We start from the raw sequence: 15570 nt of genomic DNA on the forward strand, positions 1-15570 counted from the left end.
GTTATTTGTCGCCGGGGCGGTAGGGGATGCCGTCGGCGGCGGGGGCTACGGCCTTGCCGATGAAGCCGGCGACCACGACCAGGGTCACCACATACGGCAGCATGCCGAGGAATTCGGTGGGGATGGGGTTGCCGGGCATGGTGTTGAGGAAGCGTTCCAGGGCGCTGGAGAAGCCGAAGAGCAGGGCGGCCAGGAGGGCGCCGACGGGGTTCCAGCGGCCGACGATCATGACGGCGAGGGCGACGAAGCCCAGGGCGGCGGTCATGTTCTTGCTGAAGGCGACATTGTTGGCGATGGTGAAGAACGCGCCGCCGAAGCCGGACAGGGCACCGGCGAAGGTGACGTTCCAGAAGCGCAGGCGATTGACGTCGATGCCGGCGGCGTCGGCGGCGGCGGGGTGTTCGCCGACCGCACGGGTGCGCAGGCCCCAGCGGGTGTGGAACAGCAGGTAGGACAGGCCGAAGACGCAGGCCAGCGCGACGTAGACGAACAGGCTCTGGTCGAACAGGACGGGGCCGAGGATCGGGATGTCGGTGAGGAAGCCGAGGCCGATGTCGTGCAGGAACTCGCCGATGCGCGGCACGGTGCTCGGGCGGTTGAGCGAGTGGTCCATGCGCATGAGGCGTTCGAACAGGAAACCGGTGAGGCCGAGCGCGAGCAGGTTCAGGATCACGCCGGTGACCAGCTGGTTCACCTCGAAACGGGTCGCCAACCAGGCCAGCAGCAGCGTGGACAGCATCCCGCTCAGGATCGCGGCCAGGATGCCGACGTAGGGGTTGTGCGCGATCGAGGAGAACAGCACCGCGGTGAACGCGCCCGCCAGGAACTGGCCCTCGATGCCGAGGTTGATCACGCCCGAACGCTCACACACCACCCCGGACAGCGCCCCGAAGATGAACGGCAGCGCCAGGAACAGTGTCGAGGCCAGCACGAACTCCACCGGGAACCCGACGCCGGGCGTCACCACCCAGGCCAGCGCGGTAATCACCAGCGCGACCACCCCGGCGCCGACGAGCACCGCGTGCACGCGCGAGGACAGCGGTCGACCCAGCAGCACGGCGCCGAGCAGGGCCGTGACGACCCCGAGGGTCGAGACGATGCCGAGAGTGGGCAGGGTCCAGCTGTCCTCGACGGTCTGGTCCAGCCGGAACGTGGTGGTGCGGCCGTCGGCGATGAACAGCAACCCGAACACGACGAACGCCAGCCCGCCGCCGAGCAGTACCGTCCCGGCCAGCGCGTGCCTGGTCTGCTCGTGCACGACCTCCGGTGCCGCGACAGTGGTGCTCACCAGCCCCTCGCTTCCAGAGTGTTGAGGCCGCCGCGCGGTGCGCGCAGGTGCAGCAGGGTTTTCACCAGGGCGGGCGCGGCCACGAACAGCACGATCACCGCCTGGAGCAGCGTGGACATCTCGACCGGGATGGCGGGCTGCATGTGCAGGGTGCCCGACTTCAACGCGCCGAACAGCAGGGCCGCGGCGACGATCCCGCCCGGATGCGCTCGCCCGAGCAGCGCGACGGTGATCCCGTCGAACCCGAACTCCGCGACCGTGCCCGGATTCACCGTGTACGGGTTCAAGCCGAGCACCAGCGCGGCGCCGCCGATCCCGGCCAGCGCACCCGAGACGCCCATCGTGGTCACCCAGGTGCGGCCGATGTCGATGCCTGCGGTCTCGGCCGCGTGGTTGTTGGCGCCGACCGCGCGGATCCGATAGCCGAAGGTGGATTTGCGCAGCAGCCACCAGATCCCGGCGGCCAGCGCGAGCGCGATCAGCAACCCGACGCTGACCCGCAACCCCGAGCCCGCCCAGCCGAGCAAGCGCGGCAGCCGGGCCGACACGTCCACCGGTTTGGAGACCAGCTCCTGCGAGGTGGTCGAGTGGATGAACGTGGTGCCCAACGCCCAGACCAGGAAATAGGTGGCGATGTTGTTCAACATGATCGACGAGATGACTTCGTGCGCGCCAGTTTTCGCCTTGAGAAGGCCGGGCACCGCGCCATAGAGACCACCCGCGAGCGCACCGGCGAGCAGGGCCAGCGGCACGTGCAGCACCGGCGGGAGGTCGAGTGCGAAGCCGATGATGAGCCCGCCGAGCATCCCGAGGATGAACTGTCCGTGGCCGCCGATATTGAACAGCCCGGCCCGGAACGCCAAGCCGACGGCGAGGCCGGTGAAGATCAGCGGGGTGGCATAGGTGAGCGTCTCCGAGATCGGGCGCAGCACCTGCGCGAGGGTGGCCTCGCCGTCGAAATACTGTTGCAGGCGGCCGAAGTCGATGATCGCGCCCTCGAACATGTCGCGGTAGCCGGTGCTCACCGCCTGCCACGAGAAACTCAGCGCGTCGGAGGGCCGCTGGAAGAAATAGCCCCAGGCCCCGCGCACCGACGCGTCGGAGAAGATGATCAGCAGCGCGCCGATCGCGAAGGCCAGCAGCAACGAATAGATCGTCACCATCACACTGTTGGCCTCGGTCAGGTATCCGAGGAAGGTACGGCCGATGTCCCGCTTGGGTTTACGCTCGTCGGGCGAATCGGTGTCCGGTTCGATCGTCGTACTCGGCATGGATGTCCTCAGCTCGCGGTGGCTGGATCTGCGGGACGGTGGCCTGCCATCAGCTGACCGATGACCTCGCGCGGAGTGTCGGGCGCGACCTCGCCGACGATCTGCCCGTTGTGGATCACCGCGATGCGGTCGGACAGGGCCAGGATCTCGTCCAGCTCCGCGGAGATGAGCAGGACCCCGGTCCCGGAATCACGTTCGGCGACCAGGCGGCGGTGGATGAACTCGATGGCGCCCACGTCGACCCCGCGCGTCGGTTGCGCGGCCACCAGCACCGAACGGGGCCTGGAGAATTCGCGCGCGATCACCACCTTCTGCTGGTTGCCGCCCGACAGCGCCGACACCAGCTCCCCCGGCCCTCTGGTCCGGATGTCGAAATCGGCGATGGCCTTGTCGGCCAGAGCGCGCACCGCCGTCGCGTCGACCACCCCTCGATTCGACAGCGGTGCGTCGCGGTACTGGTTGAGCACGAGATTCTCCGCGACGGTGAAATCCCCGGCCAGGCCGTCGCGGCCGCGATCCTCGGGGATGTAGCCGAGCCCGGCGACGATCCGCCGGTACGGATTCCAGCCGGTGACCGGCGTCCCGCCCATCTCGATCGACCCGCTGTCGGGCGTGATGGTGCCCAGCACCGCCCTGGCCAGCTCGGTCTGCCCGTTGCCCTCCACCCCGGCCAACCCGACGATCTCCCCGGACCGCACCGCCAGATTCAGCCCGTCGAGCATCGCGGTGCCGCGCTCCCCGAGCACGGTCAGATCCTTGATCTCGAGCGCGACCGCACCCGGATCGGCCGGCGGGCGCTCCACGGTCAACACCACCGAGCGCCCGACCATCGCCGCCGCCAGCTCGGCCTCGGTATCCGACGGCGACGCCTCGGCCACGACCTTGCCCCGGCGCAACACCGTGATCGAATCGGCGATGGCCTTGACCTCTTTGAGCTTGTGGCTGATGAAGATCACCGACATCCCCGCATCGGTGAGGTTGCCGATGATCTCGAGCAGTTCGGCCACCTCCGGCGGAGTGAGCACGGCGGTCGGCTCGTCCAGGATCAACAGGTCGGTCTCGCCCGAGAGCGCCTTGACGATCTCGACCCGCTGCTGCACCCCGACCGGCAGGTCCTCGCACAGCGCGTCCGGGTCCAGCGCCAAGCCGTACCGCTGCGACACCGACAGCACCGCCTGGCGCGCACCCTCGCGATCCAGCCGACCACGCGTGACGTGCTCGCGCCCCAACTGCACGTTGTCGGCGACGCTGAACGGCCCGACCAGCTTGAAATGCTGATGCACCATGCCGATTCCGGCGGCGATCGCGTCGCTCGGCGAGGAGAACCGCACCGGGTTACCGTCGATCAGGATCTGCCCGCTCGTCGGCGCGAGAATGCCGTAGAGCATGTTCATCAGCGTCGACTTGCCCGCGCCGTTCTCGCCGAGGATCGCGTGCACCTGCCCCGGTTCCACGATCAGGTCGATATCGTCGTCGGCGAGGAAATCACCGAACGCCTTGGTCAAACCGCGTACTTCGAGTCGCATGTGATCGTCCTCAGAGTTGCGGGGCGGCAGGGGAATTGATCACGATCGTGCCGTCGACGATGTCGCCGCGCAGGGTCGTGAGCTCCTGTTTCAAGGACTCGGGCACCTGCGCGTCGAAATCGTGGAACGGGGCGAGTCCGACCCCGGAATTGCTCAGGGTGCCGATGTATCGGCCGTCTGTGACTCCGTCGCCGAACGCGTTATCGATCGCGACCCGCACCGCGGCGGAGATATCCTTCATCGACGAGGACAGCATGATGTCGCCGTACTCGGGCACCGCCTCGAAACCGTCGGAATCCACCCAGATCATCATCACCCCCGACGCGTCCTGCACCGCGGAGGCGCCACCCATGCCGACCGGCCCGGCGACCGGGTGGATCACATCGGCGCCCTGGGCGATGAAGTTCTCGGTGAGCGAGCGACCGGCGCTGGTGTCGTCGAAGTTGCCGGTGAACGAACCGTCCTGATCCTCGACATCCCAGCCGAGCACCGTCGTCGCGGTGCCGTGGCGGGCGTTGTATTCGGCGGCGCCCGCGGCGAAGCCGTCCATGAAGATGGTGACCGCCGGAATCTGCATGCCGCCCCAGGTCGCCACCCGACCCGTCTTCGACATCCCGGCCGCGAGATAGCCTGCGAGATACGAGGATTGGGCCGCGTTGAACTCCATCGAGTACACATTGTCGAGCTCGACGTGCGCGTCGACGATCGCGAAACGCTGATCGGGATACTCCGAGGCCACCTGCGCCACCGCCTCGGCCATCAGACCGCCGACGCCGATCACCAGATCGCAGTCGTCATCGGCCGCGGCGCGCAGGTTCGGTTCGTAGTCGGCGGAGCTGTTGGACTGGCGGTAGGAACCGTAGACGCCGGGATTCGCGTCGATCGCGGCCTTGACCCCGTTCCAGCCGGACTCGTTGAACGACTTGTCGTCCACCCCGCCCGCGTCGGTCACCATGCAGGTCTCGAAACCCGCGTTCGCCGAACCATAGGTGTTGCCCGAACCGATGTAGCGCGCGTCCGGGGGCGGCTCGGCGCAACCGGCGGCGAGCGCCGCGGCGGCGATGGCGATCAACGCGAGGCGAGATCTCATTACTCAGAGATACAGGATCACACCGACAACCCGACGCATTGAAAACGCCGGGTCCGCGAAAAGTCGTGCTACTCCGGGCGCAGCGTGAGGATGCGCGGGCCGTCCTCGGTGACGGCGACGCTGTGTTCCCAGTGCGCGGCCCGCGAGCCGTCGGTGGTGACCACGGTCCAGTCGTCGTCGAGCGTTCTGGTCTCGACGGTGCCGAGGGTGAGCATCGGCTCGATCGCCAGCACCGAACCGACCACCAGGCGCGGGCCCTTGCCGGGCGCGCCCTCGTTGGGCAGGAAGGGGTCCATGTGCATCTCGCGGCCGATGGCGTGGCCACCGTACCCGTCGACGATGCCGTACCGGCGGCCGTGCACCTGCTCGGCCGCGCGGGTCCCCAGCTCGATGGCGTGGGAGACATCGGTGAGCCGGTTGTCGGGCACCATGGCCTCGATCCCCGCCTGCATCGACCACATGGTCGCCTCGCTCAGCAGCCGATCGGCCTCGATGATGTTGCCGACGCCGAACGTCCACGCCGAGTCGCCGTGCCAGCCGTCGAGGATGGCGCCGCAGTCGATCGACACCAGATCGCCCTCGGTGAGGATGTCACTCGCCGAGGGGATCCCGTGGACCACACGGTCGTTCACCGAAGAGCAGATCGAGCCGGGAAAGCCGTGATAACCCTTGAACGACGGGACAGCGCCCGCGTCCCGGATCGTCGCCTCGGCGATCTCGTCGAGCTCCAGCGTCGAAACGCCGGGCTTGGCCGCGTCACGAACCGCGACCAACGCCCGTCCGACGATCGCGCCCGCTGCCGCCATGGCATCGAGCTCGCCCGCCGAACGGAACGGCACGACCTTCTTCTTGCGGTTGAAGACCATCCGGCCTCAGTACTCCGATCAGGTGGGTTACTTGCCGAGCGCTGCGAGCGCGCGGGCGTTGACTTCCTCGACCCCGCCGACGCCTTCGACCGTCACGACCAGACCGTCGTAGTACTCGAGCAGCGGCTCGGTCTCCTCGCGGTAGACCCGCAGCCGGTTGTCGATGACGTCCTCGGTGTCGTCGGCGCGACCGCGCGCGAGCATCCGCTCCTTGAGCAGCGACTCGGGAACCACGAAACACAGCACGGCGTCGACCTCGGTGCCGTAGTGCTCGAGGATCTTCTTCAGCGCGTCGCCCTGGTCGACCGTGCGCGGGTAACCGTCGAGGACGAAGCCGTTGGCCGCGTCGGGCTCACCGACGCGCGCTTCGACCATCCGGTTGGTGACGTCGCTGGGAACGAGGTCGCCCGCATCCATGTACTTCTGCGCTTCGCGACCGAGGGCGGTCTGCTGACTGATGTTCGCGCGGAAGAGGTCTCCGGTGGAGATGTGCGGAACGCCCAGCTTCTCTGACAGCAGGACGGCCTGAGTACCTTTGCCGGCACCCGGCGGACCGAGCAGAACAACTCTCACTTGAGGAACCCTTCGTAATTTCGATTCATCAGCTGGCTCTCGATCTGTTTGACCGTATCGAGACCCACGCTGACCATGATGAGCACCGCGGTACCGCCGAACGGAAGGTTCGCGACCGCACCCGAATTGCCCATGTCGAGGAACACGTTCGGGAGCACGGCGACCAGACCGAGGTAGATCGAGCCAGGCAGGGTGATGCGGCTCAGGACGTAGTTCAGATAGTCGGCGGTCGGCTTACCGGGGCGGTAGCCCGGGATGAAGCCACCGAACTTCTTCATCTCGTCCGCGCGTTCCTCCGGGTTGAAGGTGATCGCGACGTAGAAGTAGGTGAAGAACACGATCAACCCGAAGTAGATCGCGATGTACACCGGGTTGGACGGATTCACCAGGTATTTCTGGATGATCTCCTGCCACCAGCTCGGCTCGGTGGCCGTACTCGACCCCGTCAGCTGAGCGATCAGGTTGGGCAGGTAGAGCAGCGAGGACGCGAAGATCACCGGGATGACACCGGCCTGGTTGACCTTCAGCGGCAGGTAGGTCGACGATCCGCCGTACATCTTGCGGCCGACGACGCGCTTGGCGTACTGCACCGGGATCCGGCGCTGACCCTGTTCGACGAAGATCACCGCGACGATGATCGCCAACACCGCGGCGCACACGAGGCCGAAGACCAGGCCACCGCGGGTGTCGAGGATGTTCTTGCCGTCGATCGGGATTCGCGCGGCGATACCGGCGAAGATGAGCAGCGACATGCCGTTACCGACACCGCGCTCGGTGATCTGCTCGCCGAACCACATGACCAGCGCGGCACCGGCGGTCATCACCAGCACGATGATGATCATGCCGAAGATGCTGGTGTCGGCGAGGATGTCCTCCTGGCAGCCCTGCAAGAGCTGACCGCGCGCGGCGAGCGCGACGAGACCGGTGGCCTGCAGGACCGCGAGCGCGATCGAGAGGTACCTGGTGTACTGCGTCATCTTGGTCTGGCCGGTCTGGCCTTCCTTGCGCAGTTCCTCGAACCGCGGGATGACGACGGTCAGCAGCTGGATGATGATGCTCGCCGTGATGTACGGCATGATGCCGATCGCGAACACCGACAGCTGCAGGAGCGCACCACCGGAGAAAAGGTTGATGAGCTGGTAGATACCGGCGTTCTCGCCACCGGAGACCAGCTTGACGCAGTCTTGGACCGCGCGGTAATCGACGCCGGGGGACGGCAGCGCGGCACCCAACCGGTACAGCGCGATCAACCCCAGCGTGAAGAGAATCTTCCGCCGTAAGTCCGGAGTCCGGAAGGCCGATACGAAGGCGGAAAGCACAGATCCTCCTGGCGAACGACATGGTCATGCCATGCGGGAAGCACATGACGAGTCTTGGCAGACACTACTTGGTGAGACTCTAACAGTGGCACCGGACGAGCCTCGACTCGTCCGGTGCGACTGCTAACTACAGTACCGTCAGGCCAGTTCGGTGACGGTGCCGCCGGCGGCGGTGATCTTCTCCTTGGCGGAGCCGGTCACCTTGTCGGCGGTCACCTGAATGGCGACGCCGATCTCGCCGTCGCCGAGAACCTTGACCAGCTCGTTCTTGCGAACGGCGCCGGCCGCGACGAGCTCGGCCTTACCGATGGTGCCGCCCTGCGGGAACAGCTCGGCGATACGTCCGACATTCACGACCTGGTACTCGACCCGGAAGCGATTGGTGAAGCCGCGAAGCTTCGGCAGACGCATGTGCAGCGGCATCTGGCCACCCTCGAACGCCGCGGGGACGTTCTTGCGTGCCTTGGTGCCCTTGGTACCGCGACCGGCGGTCTTACCCTTGGAACCCTCACCGCGACCCACACGGGTCTTCTCGGTCTTGGAGCCAGGGGCGGGACGCAGGTGGTGCAATTTGATGGTCATGTCTAGACCTCCTCAACTGTTACGAGGTGGCGCACGACGTTGATCAGACCGCGGTTCTGAGCGTTGTCCTCACGAACCACCGACTGGCGGATCTTCCGCAGACCAAGCGTCCGCAGGCTGTCGCGCTGGTTCGACTTGGCACCGATCGTGCTCTTGATCTGAGTCACCTTGAGATCAGCCATGTCAGGCTCCCTGTCCTGCACGCGCACGCAGCATGCCCGCCGGAGCGACATCCTCGATCGGCAGACCGCGACGCGCGGCAACCTCTTCGGGACGCTGGAGCATCTTGAGCGCGGCAACCGTCGCGTGAACGACGTTGATCGCATTGTCGCTACCGAGCGACTTGGCCAGAATGTCGTGAATGCCTGCGCATTCGAGCACGGCGCGAGCCGCGCCGCCCGCGATCACACCGGTACCGGGCGAAGCCGGACGCAGCATGACCACACCGGCCGCCGCCTCACCCTGCACGGGGTGAGTGATGGTCGAGCCGATCATCGGGACGCGGAAGAAGCTCTTACGAGCCTCCTCGACACCCTTCTGGATGGCCGCGGGAACTTCCTTGGCCTTGCCGTAGCCGACGCCGACCAGACCGTTGCCGTCACCGACGATCACGAGGGCGGTGAAGCTGAAGCGACGACCACCCTTCACGACCTTGGAGACACGGTTGATCGCGACGACGCGCTCGAGCTGGTTCTTCTCGGCCGCGTTGTCGCGACGGTCGCCGCCACCGCGACGATCGCCACCGCCACGACGGTTGCCCTCGGGGCCTCCGGCGTTGCTGTTGGTGTTGTTGTTCTGTCCGGCGGGTCCGTTGCCGCCGTCACGCCGCTGACGTCCCGGCATCAGACGTTCCTTCCGTTCGAAATAACAGTCATCAGAACTTCAGCCCACCTTCACGAGCGGCATCGGCAAGCGCCGCGATACGGCCGTGGTAGTCGTGACCACCACGGTCGAACACGACCGCCTCGATACCGGCAGCCTTGGCACGCTCGGCGATCAGCTGACCGACCTTCGCGCCCTTGGCGGACTTGTCGCCCTCGAGGGCGCGCACGTCGGCCTCGATCGAGGAAGCGGCGGCGATGGTGCGGCCCGCCGAATCGTCGATCAGCTGCGCGTGCAGGTGCCGCGAGGAGCGGTTGACCACCAGGCGGGGACGCTCGGTGGTGCCTTCGACCTTCTTACGAAGTCGGAAGTGACGACGGGTCTTGGACAGCCGGCGCTTCGTGGAAGCGTCCTTGCCCAGCGGAATCCGCTTCGCCTTCTGGTTAGCAGTTTGCGCCATGATCACTTACCCGTCTTTCCGACCTTGCGGCGAACGACCTCGCCGGCGTAGCGGATGCCCTTGCCCTTGTACGGGTCGGGCTTACGCAGTCCGTGGATCACAGCGGAGATCTGACCGACCGCCTGCTTGTCGATTCCGGACACCGAGAACTTGGTGGGCGATTCCACCGCGAAGGTGATGCCTGCCGGGGCCGTGATCGGCACCGGGTGGCTGTAACCGAGGGCGAACTCGAGGTTCGAACCCTTGGCCTGAACGCGGTAACCGACGCCGAAGATTTCCATCTTCTTCTCGTAGCCCTTGGTGACACCCTCGATCATGTTGGCGATCAGGGTGCGGGAAAGGCCGTGCAGCGAACGGTTCGCGCGCTCGTCGTTGGGACGAGCAACCTCGAGCTCATTACCTTCACCCTTGGTGACGGTGATGGGCTCGGCCACGGTGTGGGTGAGGGTGCCCTTGGGCCCCTTGACCGTGACAACCTGGCCGTCGATTGCGACGTCGACGCCGGCCGGAATCTCGATGGGCTTCTTACCAATACGCGACATTAGTCCTGACCTCCCTTACCAGACGTAGGCGAGGACTTCGCCCCCGACGCCCTGCTTGGCCGCCTGACGGTCGGTGAGCAGACCGGTCGACGTGGAAATGATCGCCACGCCGAGGCCGCCGAGGACCTTGGGCAGGTTGGTGGACTTCGCGTACACACGCAGACCCGGCTTCGAGACGCGACGCAGGCCCTGCAGGCTGCGCTCACGGCTGGGGCCGTACTTCAGATCGACGACGATGGCCTTGCCAACGGTCGCGTCCTCGGTGCGGTAATCGGCGATGTAGCCCTCACGCTTGAGGATCTCGGCGATGTTCACCTTGATCTTCGAGTGGGGCGCCTTCACCTGATCGTGGTACGCCGAGTTGGCGTTGCGCAGACGCGTCAAGAAGTCTGCGATCGGATCAGTCATGGTCATGGTTAGACCTCGACACCTTTCTCGCTGCGGTTCCCATGCAACATCGCCGGCACGCATACGCGCAGGTGACCGTGGGCCTACAACAATTCGGCTGGTCCGGTCGGCACTTACCGACCGGATGAGTTCTCTTGCGAGCTCTCGGCGCCTGGCACGGTCGCATACGCGCCGAAGCGCGCAGCGGACACAGATCTGCCCAGGCAACCGCTCTAGTGTAGACAACCCCGTGGTCAGGACCAAACTCGGGGGTTCGGCATCACTCAGGGGAAGCTCAAGCGTGACCCGACGGCAATCCAGCGGTGGGTCCGGAGCCCGATTGAATCAACCCTCGAAACCGTTCCATGACCGATCCGATGCCCGGGAACACAAAGCTGACCTCATTCGGAAAAACCATCGAGGTTTGGAGGAATCGTGAGAAGGCTCGTCGCATTGACCATCGGAGCGTCATTCGGCGCTCTCGCCGCGCTCGGCACGATCGCGTCCGCGACACCCGGAGAAAGCTATCGGATGGGGGAAACCGCCACCATCCCGACCCTGAACTACAACGGCGCTCCGACCACCGTTACCGAGATCACGGCGTCAGACTGGGAGTGCAGCTTCGAACAGGACAGTTGCACCGCGTGGATCCAGTTCGAGCACCGTGGGACACAGGACACCGATCCATCGACAATCAGCTACCACCTGTCCTACGCCGACGGCACACAGATCGCGGCCATCTCGGAACCCGACGTCGGAGATCTGTACGACGGACGTCGAGTGGGCGGGATCGTGTCCTTCCCATTCACCGACAAGTCGTCCGTGGCCGGCGCGCTCGTCCTGCGCGGCGAAGCGTCGGGCAACGTACTGGGCAAGTGGGTATTGCCCTGACGGTTTCGCAAGTCCCAGGCCACTGTGCCGAGGACTGGAATCGCGTCGGAGTCCGCGCCCGCTCCGACTCCGACGCGATCGACGAGCCGTCAGCTGAGCCAGCAGAGCAGATCGTAGAGCGGCGGCTTCTCCACACTGCCGGTAGCGAACAACACCCCCGCGATCGGCGAGCAGAGCAAATCGGTCTCCGACGACCCCGACCCACCCCCCGACCCGGACCCCGCCGGGGCGGCGGAGGCGACGGCGGGCGACCCGATGAGCGCGACGGAAAGAACAGCGACTGTGACGAACTTCTTCATGCGCCCAGAAAACACGGCAGACCCCCGCCGCGTAGTGAAATGGAAATATTTCACCAAGGTCGTCGCACAGGCGCGCTATGAACCGTGGGCCCCGTGTCGCCGGACTATCATTACGTCATGACGAACGCGCACCAACAGCGCCCTGACCTGCCTGAATACATGACATGGGAAGAGCTGGAGCGGCTCCCGGAAGAAGTCGCTTCCTGCGTCGAACTGTGGGACGGGCGTGTGGTCTGGGCGCGGCGAGGGCCAGGCGAACACCAGGAAGCCAGCAATCTGCTGTGGAGCGCTCTCCGCCGCGATGCCAAGCGCGCGAGCGACAATGACCCCGACGAGTGCTGGCGTGCGCGCACCGAGACGAACGTCTTCTTCGGTCAGCAGGGCAAATCCGATTTCGTGACGCCGGATTTCATGGTCCACCGATGCCTGAGCACGGCTTACGCGCACGTGCGTGCCGATGACGCGCTCTTGGTCGGTGAAGTTCTCTCCCCGTCGAACACCGCGGCCGAGATGGAAGCCAAGAGAGCCCGATACGCCGCCGCCGGCATTCCGTGGTATTGGGAGGTGACCCTGCATCCGGAACGCAGCGAGATCGCCTACGTGCAGGCGTACGGCTTGGCGTCGGGGATCGCGGATCTACCTGCGGGCGTATCGCCCCTCCACAAAGCCAACTACCTCTTGGTCGGCACCTGGTCGCCCGCCGACTCCACGGAAATCACCATCGACTTCCCCTTCCCGATCACCATCGCGTGGTCGGAACTGTCACTGTGACCAAGTGGGCCCTCGTGGCCGCCTTCACCGCGCCACCGGCGGCCACCCAGTGGTTCAACGCGATTCCTCGGCAGTCCTCGCGTAGTGCGGTGCCAGCGCCTCCATCTGGTCGATCACCAACCGGATCGCCTCCGGCTGTTTGTCCGGCGGGTATCGGTACTTGATCACGACGAGGCCGTCCTGCTTGCCCTCGCAAGGTGCGGTTCACACGCGCGATCGTCTGCATGAGCAACGCGCCCTCGAGCGGGCGGTCCAGGTACAGGGTGTGCAGGGGTGGCGAGTCGAAGCCGGTGAGCATCATCGACTGCACGATCACCAGCTGGAGTGCGTCGTCGGGATCCTTGAGCCTGGCCTGGATCAGCTTGTTCTCCCCCGCGCGGCGAACGTGCTTGGCCACCACGCCCTGATCTTTCGCCGAGCCGGTGTAGACGACCTTGATGACACCCTCTTTCACCGAGTCTGCGTGCCAGTCGGGACGCAGTTCGATGATGTACTCGTACAGGTCGGCGCAGATCTGGCGGGTGCCTGCGACGATCAGCCCCTTGCCGGGGCCACCGATGAACTCGACCATCGACTTCGACCGGTTCTCCCAGTGCGCGACGAGGTCGGCGGCGACCTTGCGCAGTCGGGCCGGGGCGCCGTAGATGGCGTTGATCACCGCGACCGCGTTCTCGACCTTGGCGCGCTCCACGTCGTCGAGCCCGACCACGGCTTCGTCGGCCGCGTTGTCGATGTCGTCGTCGGAAATCCCCTCGACCACCCGCACTTCCGGGAGTCGCGGTTCGAAGATCACCCGGACGGTCGCGCCGTCCTCGACCGCGCGGGTGAGGTCGTAGACGTCGATGTCGTCGCCGAAGCGAGTGGATAGCCGACCAAGACCGCCAACGCCTCCCCCGCCCCCTGCTGACGGACGTGCTCACGACTAACGTTATCCACCCGGTCGTCTGTTCGCGACTCTCAGTCAGCCTTTCGCCAGTCGCTCGATCTCGGCGATGACACCCGGCGGCATCGGCACAGTGGCCTCGCCGGGACCTTCATTCATGCTGACCGCGACCCTTCCACGCCAGTACCCGTGTGGCGACTCATAGGCGACGCTGGCCACATAGCTGCCCGCCAGGGGGTTCCGCTCGCCGGCCCCCTCCGCGAAATCGTCATCGAACCAAACCAGGACAGAGCCCGCCACGATCATGTCCAGGATGAGGAACTCGTCGCCCTCGAGGAGCTGTGCGCGTATGGCGGTCGCGAGTGGCACGCCGTCGCACGCATGCTCCGTGATCCGGCCATCGGGGTGCAGGACAACGAAATCGACTGGAGAATTCCGGGCGTCGTCAGCAGACGCGAAGCCGTCCTTGACGGTACCGACTTCGACGCCGTCGGTCTCGGGCACGAAATTTCGCGAGATACCGGAGCCTGCCGTCACGGCAACTCGTGCGCGCCGGTCGCGTTCGCGTTCGAAGACAAAGGCAATGCCGAAGCCCAACGCGATGCCAACCCAGCCCAGGAGGGGAGAGTTCGTCAGTTCCACGGCAATAGCACCGATTGCGACTGCGACGAATACTTTGACAACAAGCGATACCGGCACCATGTGAATCCCCCGAAACCGTCGACAACTACCCCATCGACACTAGAGCCCGAACACATTGTTACGCAGCCTGTTTCGCGAGTGTTCACGTCGGAGCCAAGTCGACGACGCACGACAAGGAGCGACAGGTCCTGCACAAACGCAGCAAGGCACGGACTCTCGACTCGAGAGTCCGTGCCTTGCACGGGTATTCGTCTAGACGGCAGCGCTCACGAGGAGCGCGGGCTCACCAGGAGCTCTTGTGCACGCCAGGGAGCTCACCGCGGTGCGCCATTTCGCGGACGCAGATGCGGCACAGGCCGAACTTGCGGTAGACCGCGTGCGGGCGACCGCAGCGCTGGCAACGGGTGTAGGCGCGGACGGCGAACTTCGGCTTGGCCTCCGCCTTGATGCGCAGTGCTTTCTTAGCCATGTGCTCAGTTCTCCTTGAACGGGAAGCCGAGGTGCTTCAGCAGCGCGCGGCCTTCTTCGTTGTTGGTCGCGGTGGTGACCACGGTGATGTCCATGCCGCGCGGGCGGTCGATGGAGTCCACGTCGATCTCGTGGAACATCGACTGCTCGCTGAGGCCGAACGTGTAGTTGCCGTTGCCGTCGAACTGCTTCGGCGACAGGCCGCGGAAGTCGCGGATACGGGGCAGCGCGATGGACACGAGACGGTCCAGGAACTCCCACATGCGGTCGCCACGAAGGGTGACCTTCGCGCCGATCGGCATGCCCTCACGCAGCTTGAACTGCGCGATCGACTTGGTGGCCTTGCGGATCTCCGGCTTCTGGCCGGTGATCAGCTCGAGGTCCTTGACGGCACCGTTGATCAGCTTCGCGTCACGGGCGGCGTCGCCGACACCCATGTTCACGACGACCTTGACGACGCCGGGGATCTGCATCACGTTGGCGTACTCGAACTCGCCGTTCAGCGCGTCCTTGATCTCGGCGCGGTAGCGCGCCTTCAGCCGGGGCTGAGTCTGCTCAGAAGTAGTCATGTCAGATGTCCTTCCCGTTTTTACGGGAGATCCGGACGCGCTTGCCGGACTCTTCGTCGGTGCGGTAGCCGACGCGAGTCGGGTTACCGTCGGAGTCGACGACCATCACGTTGGAAACCTGGATGGGGGCTTCCTGCGTGACGATGCCGCCCGAGGAAGCACCACGCTGGTTCGCGGAATCCGCGACGTGCTTCTTGATCCGGTTCACGCCTTCGACGAGAACCTTGCCGGTCGCCGGGAAGGCCTGAATGACCTTGCCCTTGGCGCCCTTGTCCTTGCCCGAGATGACGAGGACGGTGTCACCCTTGTGCACCTTCATGG

General features: G+C 65.6%; 20 protein-coding genes and 1 pseudogene. 2 read left to right on the forward strand and 19 right to left on the reverse strand.

What is annotated here, in order from left to right:
• Window position 1: 1 nt before the first annotated feature.
• The 13 genes from ACFP3H_RS01395 to rpsH form a co-directional block, all read right to left on the reverse strand.
• Window positions 2–1288: an ABC transporter permease gene (locus tag ACFP3H_RS01395; RefSeq protein WP_378598324.1), complete on the reverse strand. Its 1287-nt coding sequence runs from the start codon at window positions 1286–1288 to the stop codon at window positions 2–4.
• Window positions 1285–2559: an ABC transporter permease gene (locus ACFP3H_RS01400; protein ID WP_378598326.1), complete on the reverse strand. Its 1275-nt coding sequence runs from the start codon at window positions 2557–2559 to the stop codon at window positions 1285–1287. The genes ACFP3H_RS01395 and ACFP3H_RS01400 overlap by 4 nt, the downstream gene beginning before the upstream one ends.
• Window positions 2560–2567: 8 nt before the next feature.
• Window positions 2568–4085 carry an ABC transporter ATP-binding protein gene (locus ACFP3H_RS01405; RefSeq protein ID WP_378598328.1) on the reverse strand — a complete coding sequence of 506 codons (1518 nt, stop codon included), beginning with the start codon at window positions 4083–4085 and terminating at the stop codon, window positions 2568–2570.
• A 10-nt stretch (window positions 4086–4095) separates the two neighbouring features.
• Window positions 4096–5175 (reverse strand): BMP family lipoprotein, encoded by a 1080-nt coding sequence (locus ACFP3H_RS01410; protein ID WP_378598330.1) that lies wholly within the window; start codon window positions 5173–5175, stop codon window positions 4096–4098.
• Between the two features lie 68 nt (window positions 5176–5243).
• Complete coding sequence (gene map / locus ACFP3H_RS01415) at window positions 5244–6041, reverse strand: type I methionyl aminopeptidase (RefSeq protein WP_378598332.1); 798 nt, start codon at window positions 6039–6041, stop codon at window positions 5244–5246.
• A 27-nt stretch (window positions 6042–6068) separates the two neighbouring features.
• Complete coding sequence (locus ACFP3H_RS01420; RefSeq protein WP_378598334.1) at window positions 6069–6614, reverse strand: adenylate kinase; 546 nt, start codon at window positions 6612–6614, stop codon at window positions 6069–6071.
• A complete protein-coding gene (secY, locus tag ACFP3H_RS01425) occupies window positions 6611–7933 on the reverse strand; it encodes a preprotein translocase subunit SecY (RefSeq protein WP_378598336.1) in 1323 nt (440 codons plus the stop codon). Before secY ends, ACFP3H_RS01420 begins: the two co-directional genes overlap by 4 nt.
• A 138-nt stretch (window positions 7934–8071) precedes the next feature.
• Window positions 8072–8515 carry a 50S ribosomal protein L15 gene (gene rplO, locus ACFP3H_RS01430; RefSeq protein WP_378598338.1) on the reverse strand — a complete coding sequence of 148 codons (444 nt, stop codon included), beginning with the start codon at window positions 8513–8515 and terminating at the stop codon, window positions 8072–8074.
• A gap of 2 nt (window positions 8516–8517) precedes the next feature.
• Window positions 8518–8697 (reverse strand): 50S ribosomal protein L30, encoded by a 180-nt coding sequence (gene rpmD, locus ACFP3H_RS01435; RefSeq protein ID WP_056819257.1) that lies wholly within the window; start codon window positions 8695–8697, stop codon window positions 8518–8520.
• 1 nt (window position 8698) lies between these two features.
• A complete protein-coding gene (rpsE, locus tag ACFP3H_RS01440; protein WP_378598341.1) occupies window positions 8699–9358 on the reverse strand; it encodes a 30S ribosomal protein S5 in 660 nt (219 codons plus the stop codon).
• A gap of 31 nt (window positions 9359–9389) precedes the next feature.
• Window positions 9390–9797, reverse strand: a complete 408-nt coding sequence (rplR, locus tag ACFP3H_RS01445; protein ID WP_378598343.1) for a 50S ribosomal protein L18 — start codon at window positions 9795–9797, stop codon at window positions 9390–9392.
• A gap of 2 nt (window positions 9798–9799) precedes the next feature.
• Entirely contained in the window at window positions 9800–10339 is a 540-nt protein-coding gene (rplF, locus tag ACFP3H_RS01450; protein ID WP_378598345.1) for a 50S ribosomal protein L6, read from the reverse strand.
• 15 nt (window positions 10340–10354) lie between these two features.
• A complete protein-coding gene (gene rpsH / locus ACFP3H_RS01455; RefSeq protein WP_056818383.1) occupies window positions 10355–10753 on the reverse strand; it encodes a 30S ribosomal protein S8 in 399 nt (132 codons plus the stop codon).
• Between the two features lie 408 nt (window positions 10754–11161).
• Between rpsH and ACFP3H_RS01460 the strand changes: the two genes are divergently transcribed.
• Entirely contained in the window at window positions 11162–11617 is a 456-nt protein-coding gene (locus tag ACFP3H_RS01460) for a hypothetical protein (protein WP_378598347.1), read from the forward strand.
• Between the two features lie 89 nt (window positions 11618–11706).
• Here the strand turns inward: ACFP3H_RS01460 and ACFP3H_RS01465 are convergent, their stop codons facing one another.
• Entirely contained in the window at window positions 11707–11916 is a 210-nt protein-coding gene (locus ACFP3H_RS01465) for a hypothetical protein (RefSeq protein ID WP_378598349.1), read from the reverse strand.
• A gap of 117 nt (window positions 11917–12033) precedes the next feature.
• Between ACFP3H_RS01465 and ACFP3H_RS01470 the strand changes: the two genes are divergently transcribed.
• A complete protein-coding gene (locus ACFP3H_RS01470; protein ID WP_378598351.1) occupies window positions 12034–12687 on the forward strand; it encodes a Uma2 family endonuclease in 654 nt (217 codons plus the stop codon).
• Window positions 12688–12852: 165 nt separating this feature from the next.
• On the opposite strand, the pseudogene ACFP3H_RS01475 reads toward ACFP3H_RS01470, so the two are convergent.
• From ACFP3H_RS01475 to rplX, 5 genes and pseudogenes are all read right to left on the reverse strand, one after another.
• A pseudogene (locus tag ACFP3H_RS01475) lies at window positions 12853–13543 on the reverse strand (type I restriction enzyme subunit R domain-containing protein); the annotation flags it as partial.
• A gap of 105 nt (window positions 13544–13648) precedes the next feature.
• Window positions 13649–14272: a hypothetical protein gene (locus ACFP3H_RS01480; RefSeq protein WP_378598353.1), complete on the reverse strand. Its 624-nt coding sequence runs from the start codon at window positions 14270–14272 to the stop codon at window positions 13649–13651.
• 223 nt (window positions 14273–14495) lie between these two features.
• Window positions 14496–14681 carry a type Z 30S ribosomal protein S14 gene (locus ACFP3H_RS01485; RefSeq protein ID WP_056818387.1) on the reverse strand — a complete coding sequence of 62 codons (186 nt, stop codon included), beginning with the start codon at window positions 14679–14681 and terminating at the stop codon, window positions 14496–14498.
• Between the two features lie 4 nt (window positions 14682–14685).
• Complete coding sequence (gene rplE, locus ACFP3H_RS01490) at window positions 14686–15249, reverse strand: 50S ribosomal protein L5 (protein WP_056818389.1); 564 nt, start codon at window positions 15247–15249, stop codon at window positions 14686–14688.
• Between the two features lies 1 nt (window position 15250).
• Complete coding sequence (rplX, locus tag ACFP3H_RS01495) at window positions 15251–15568, reverse strand: 50S ribosomal protein L24 (protein ID WP_056818391.1); 318 nt, start codon at window positions 15566–15568, stop codon at window positions 15251–15253.
• Window positions 15569–15570 lie beyond the last annotated feature (2 nt).

This window comes from Nocardia lasii (assembly GCF_042658545.1).
Classification (GTDB): Bacteria; Actinomycetota; Actinomycetes; order Mycobacteriales; family Mycobacteriaceae; genus Nocardia; species Nocardia lasii.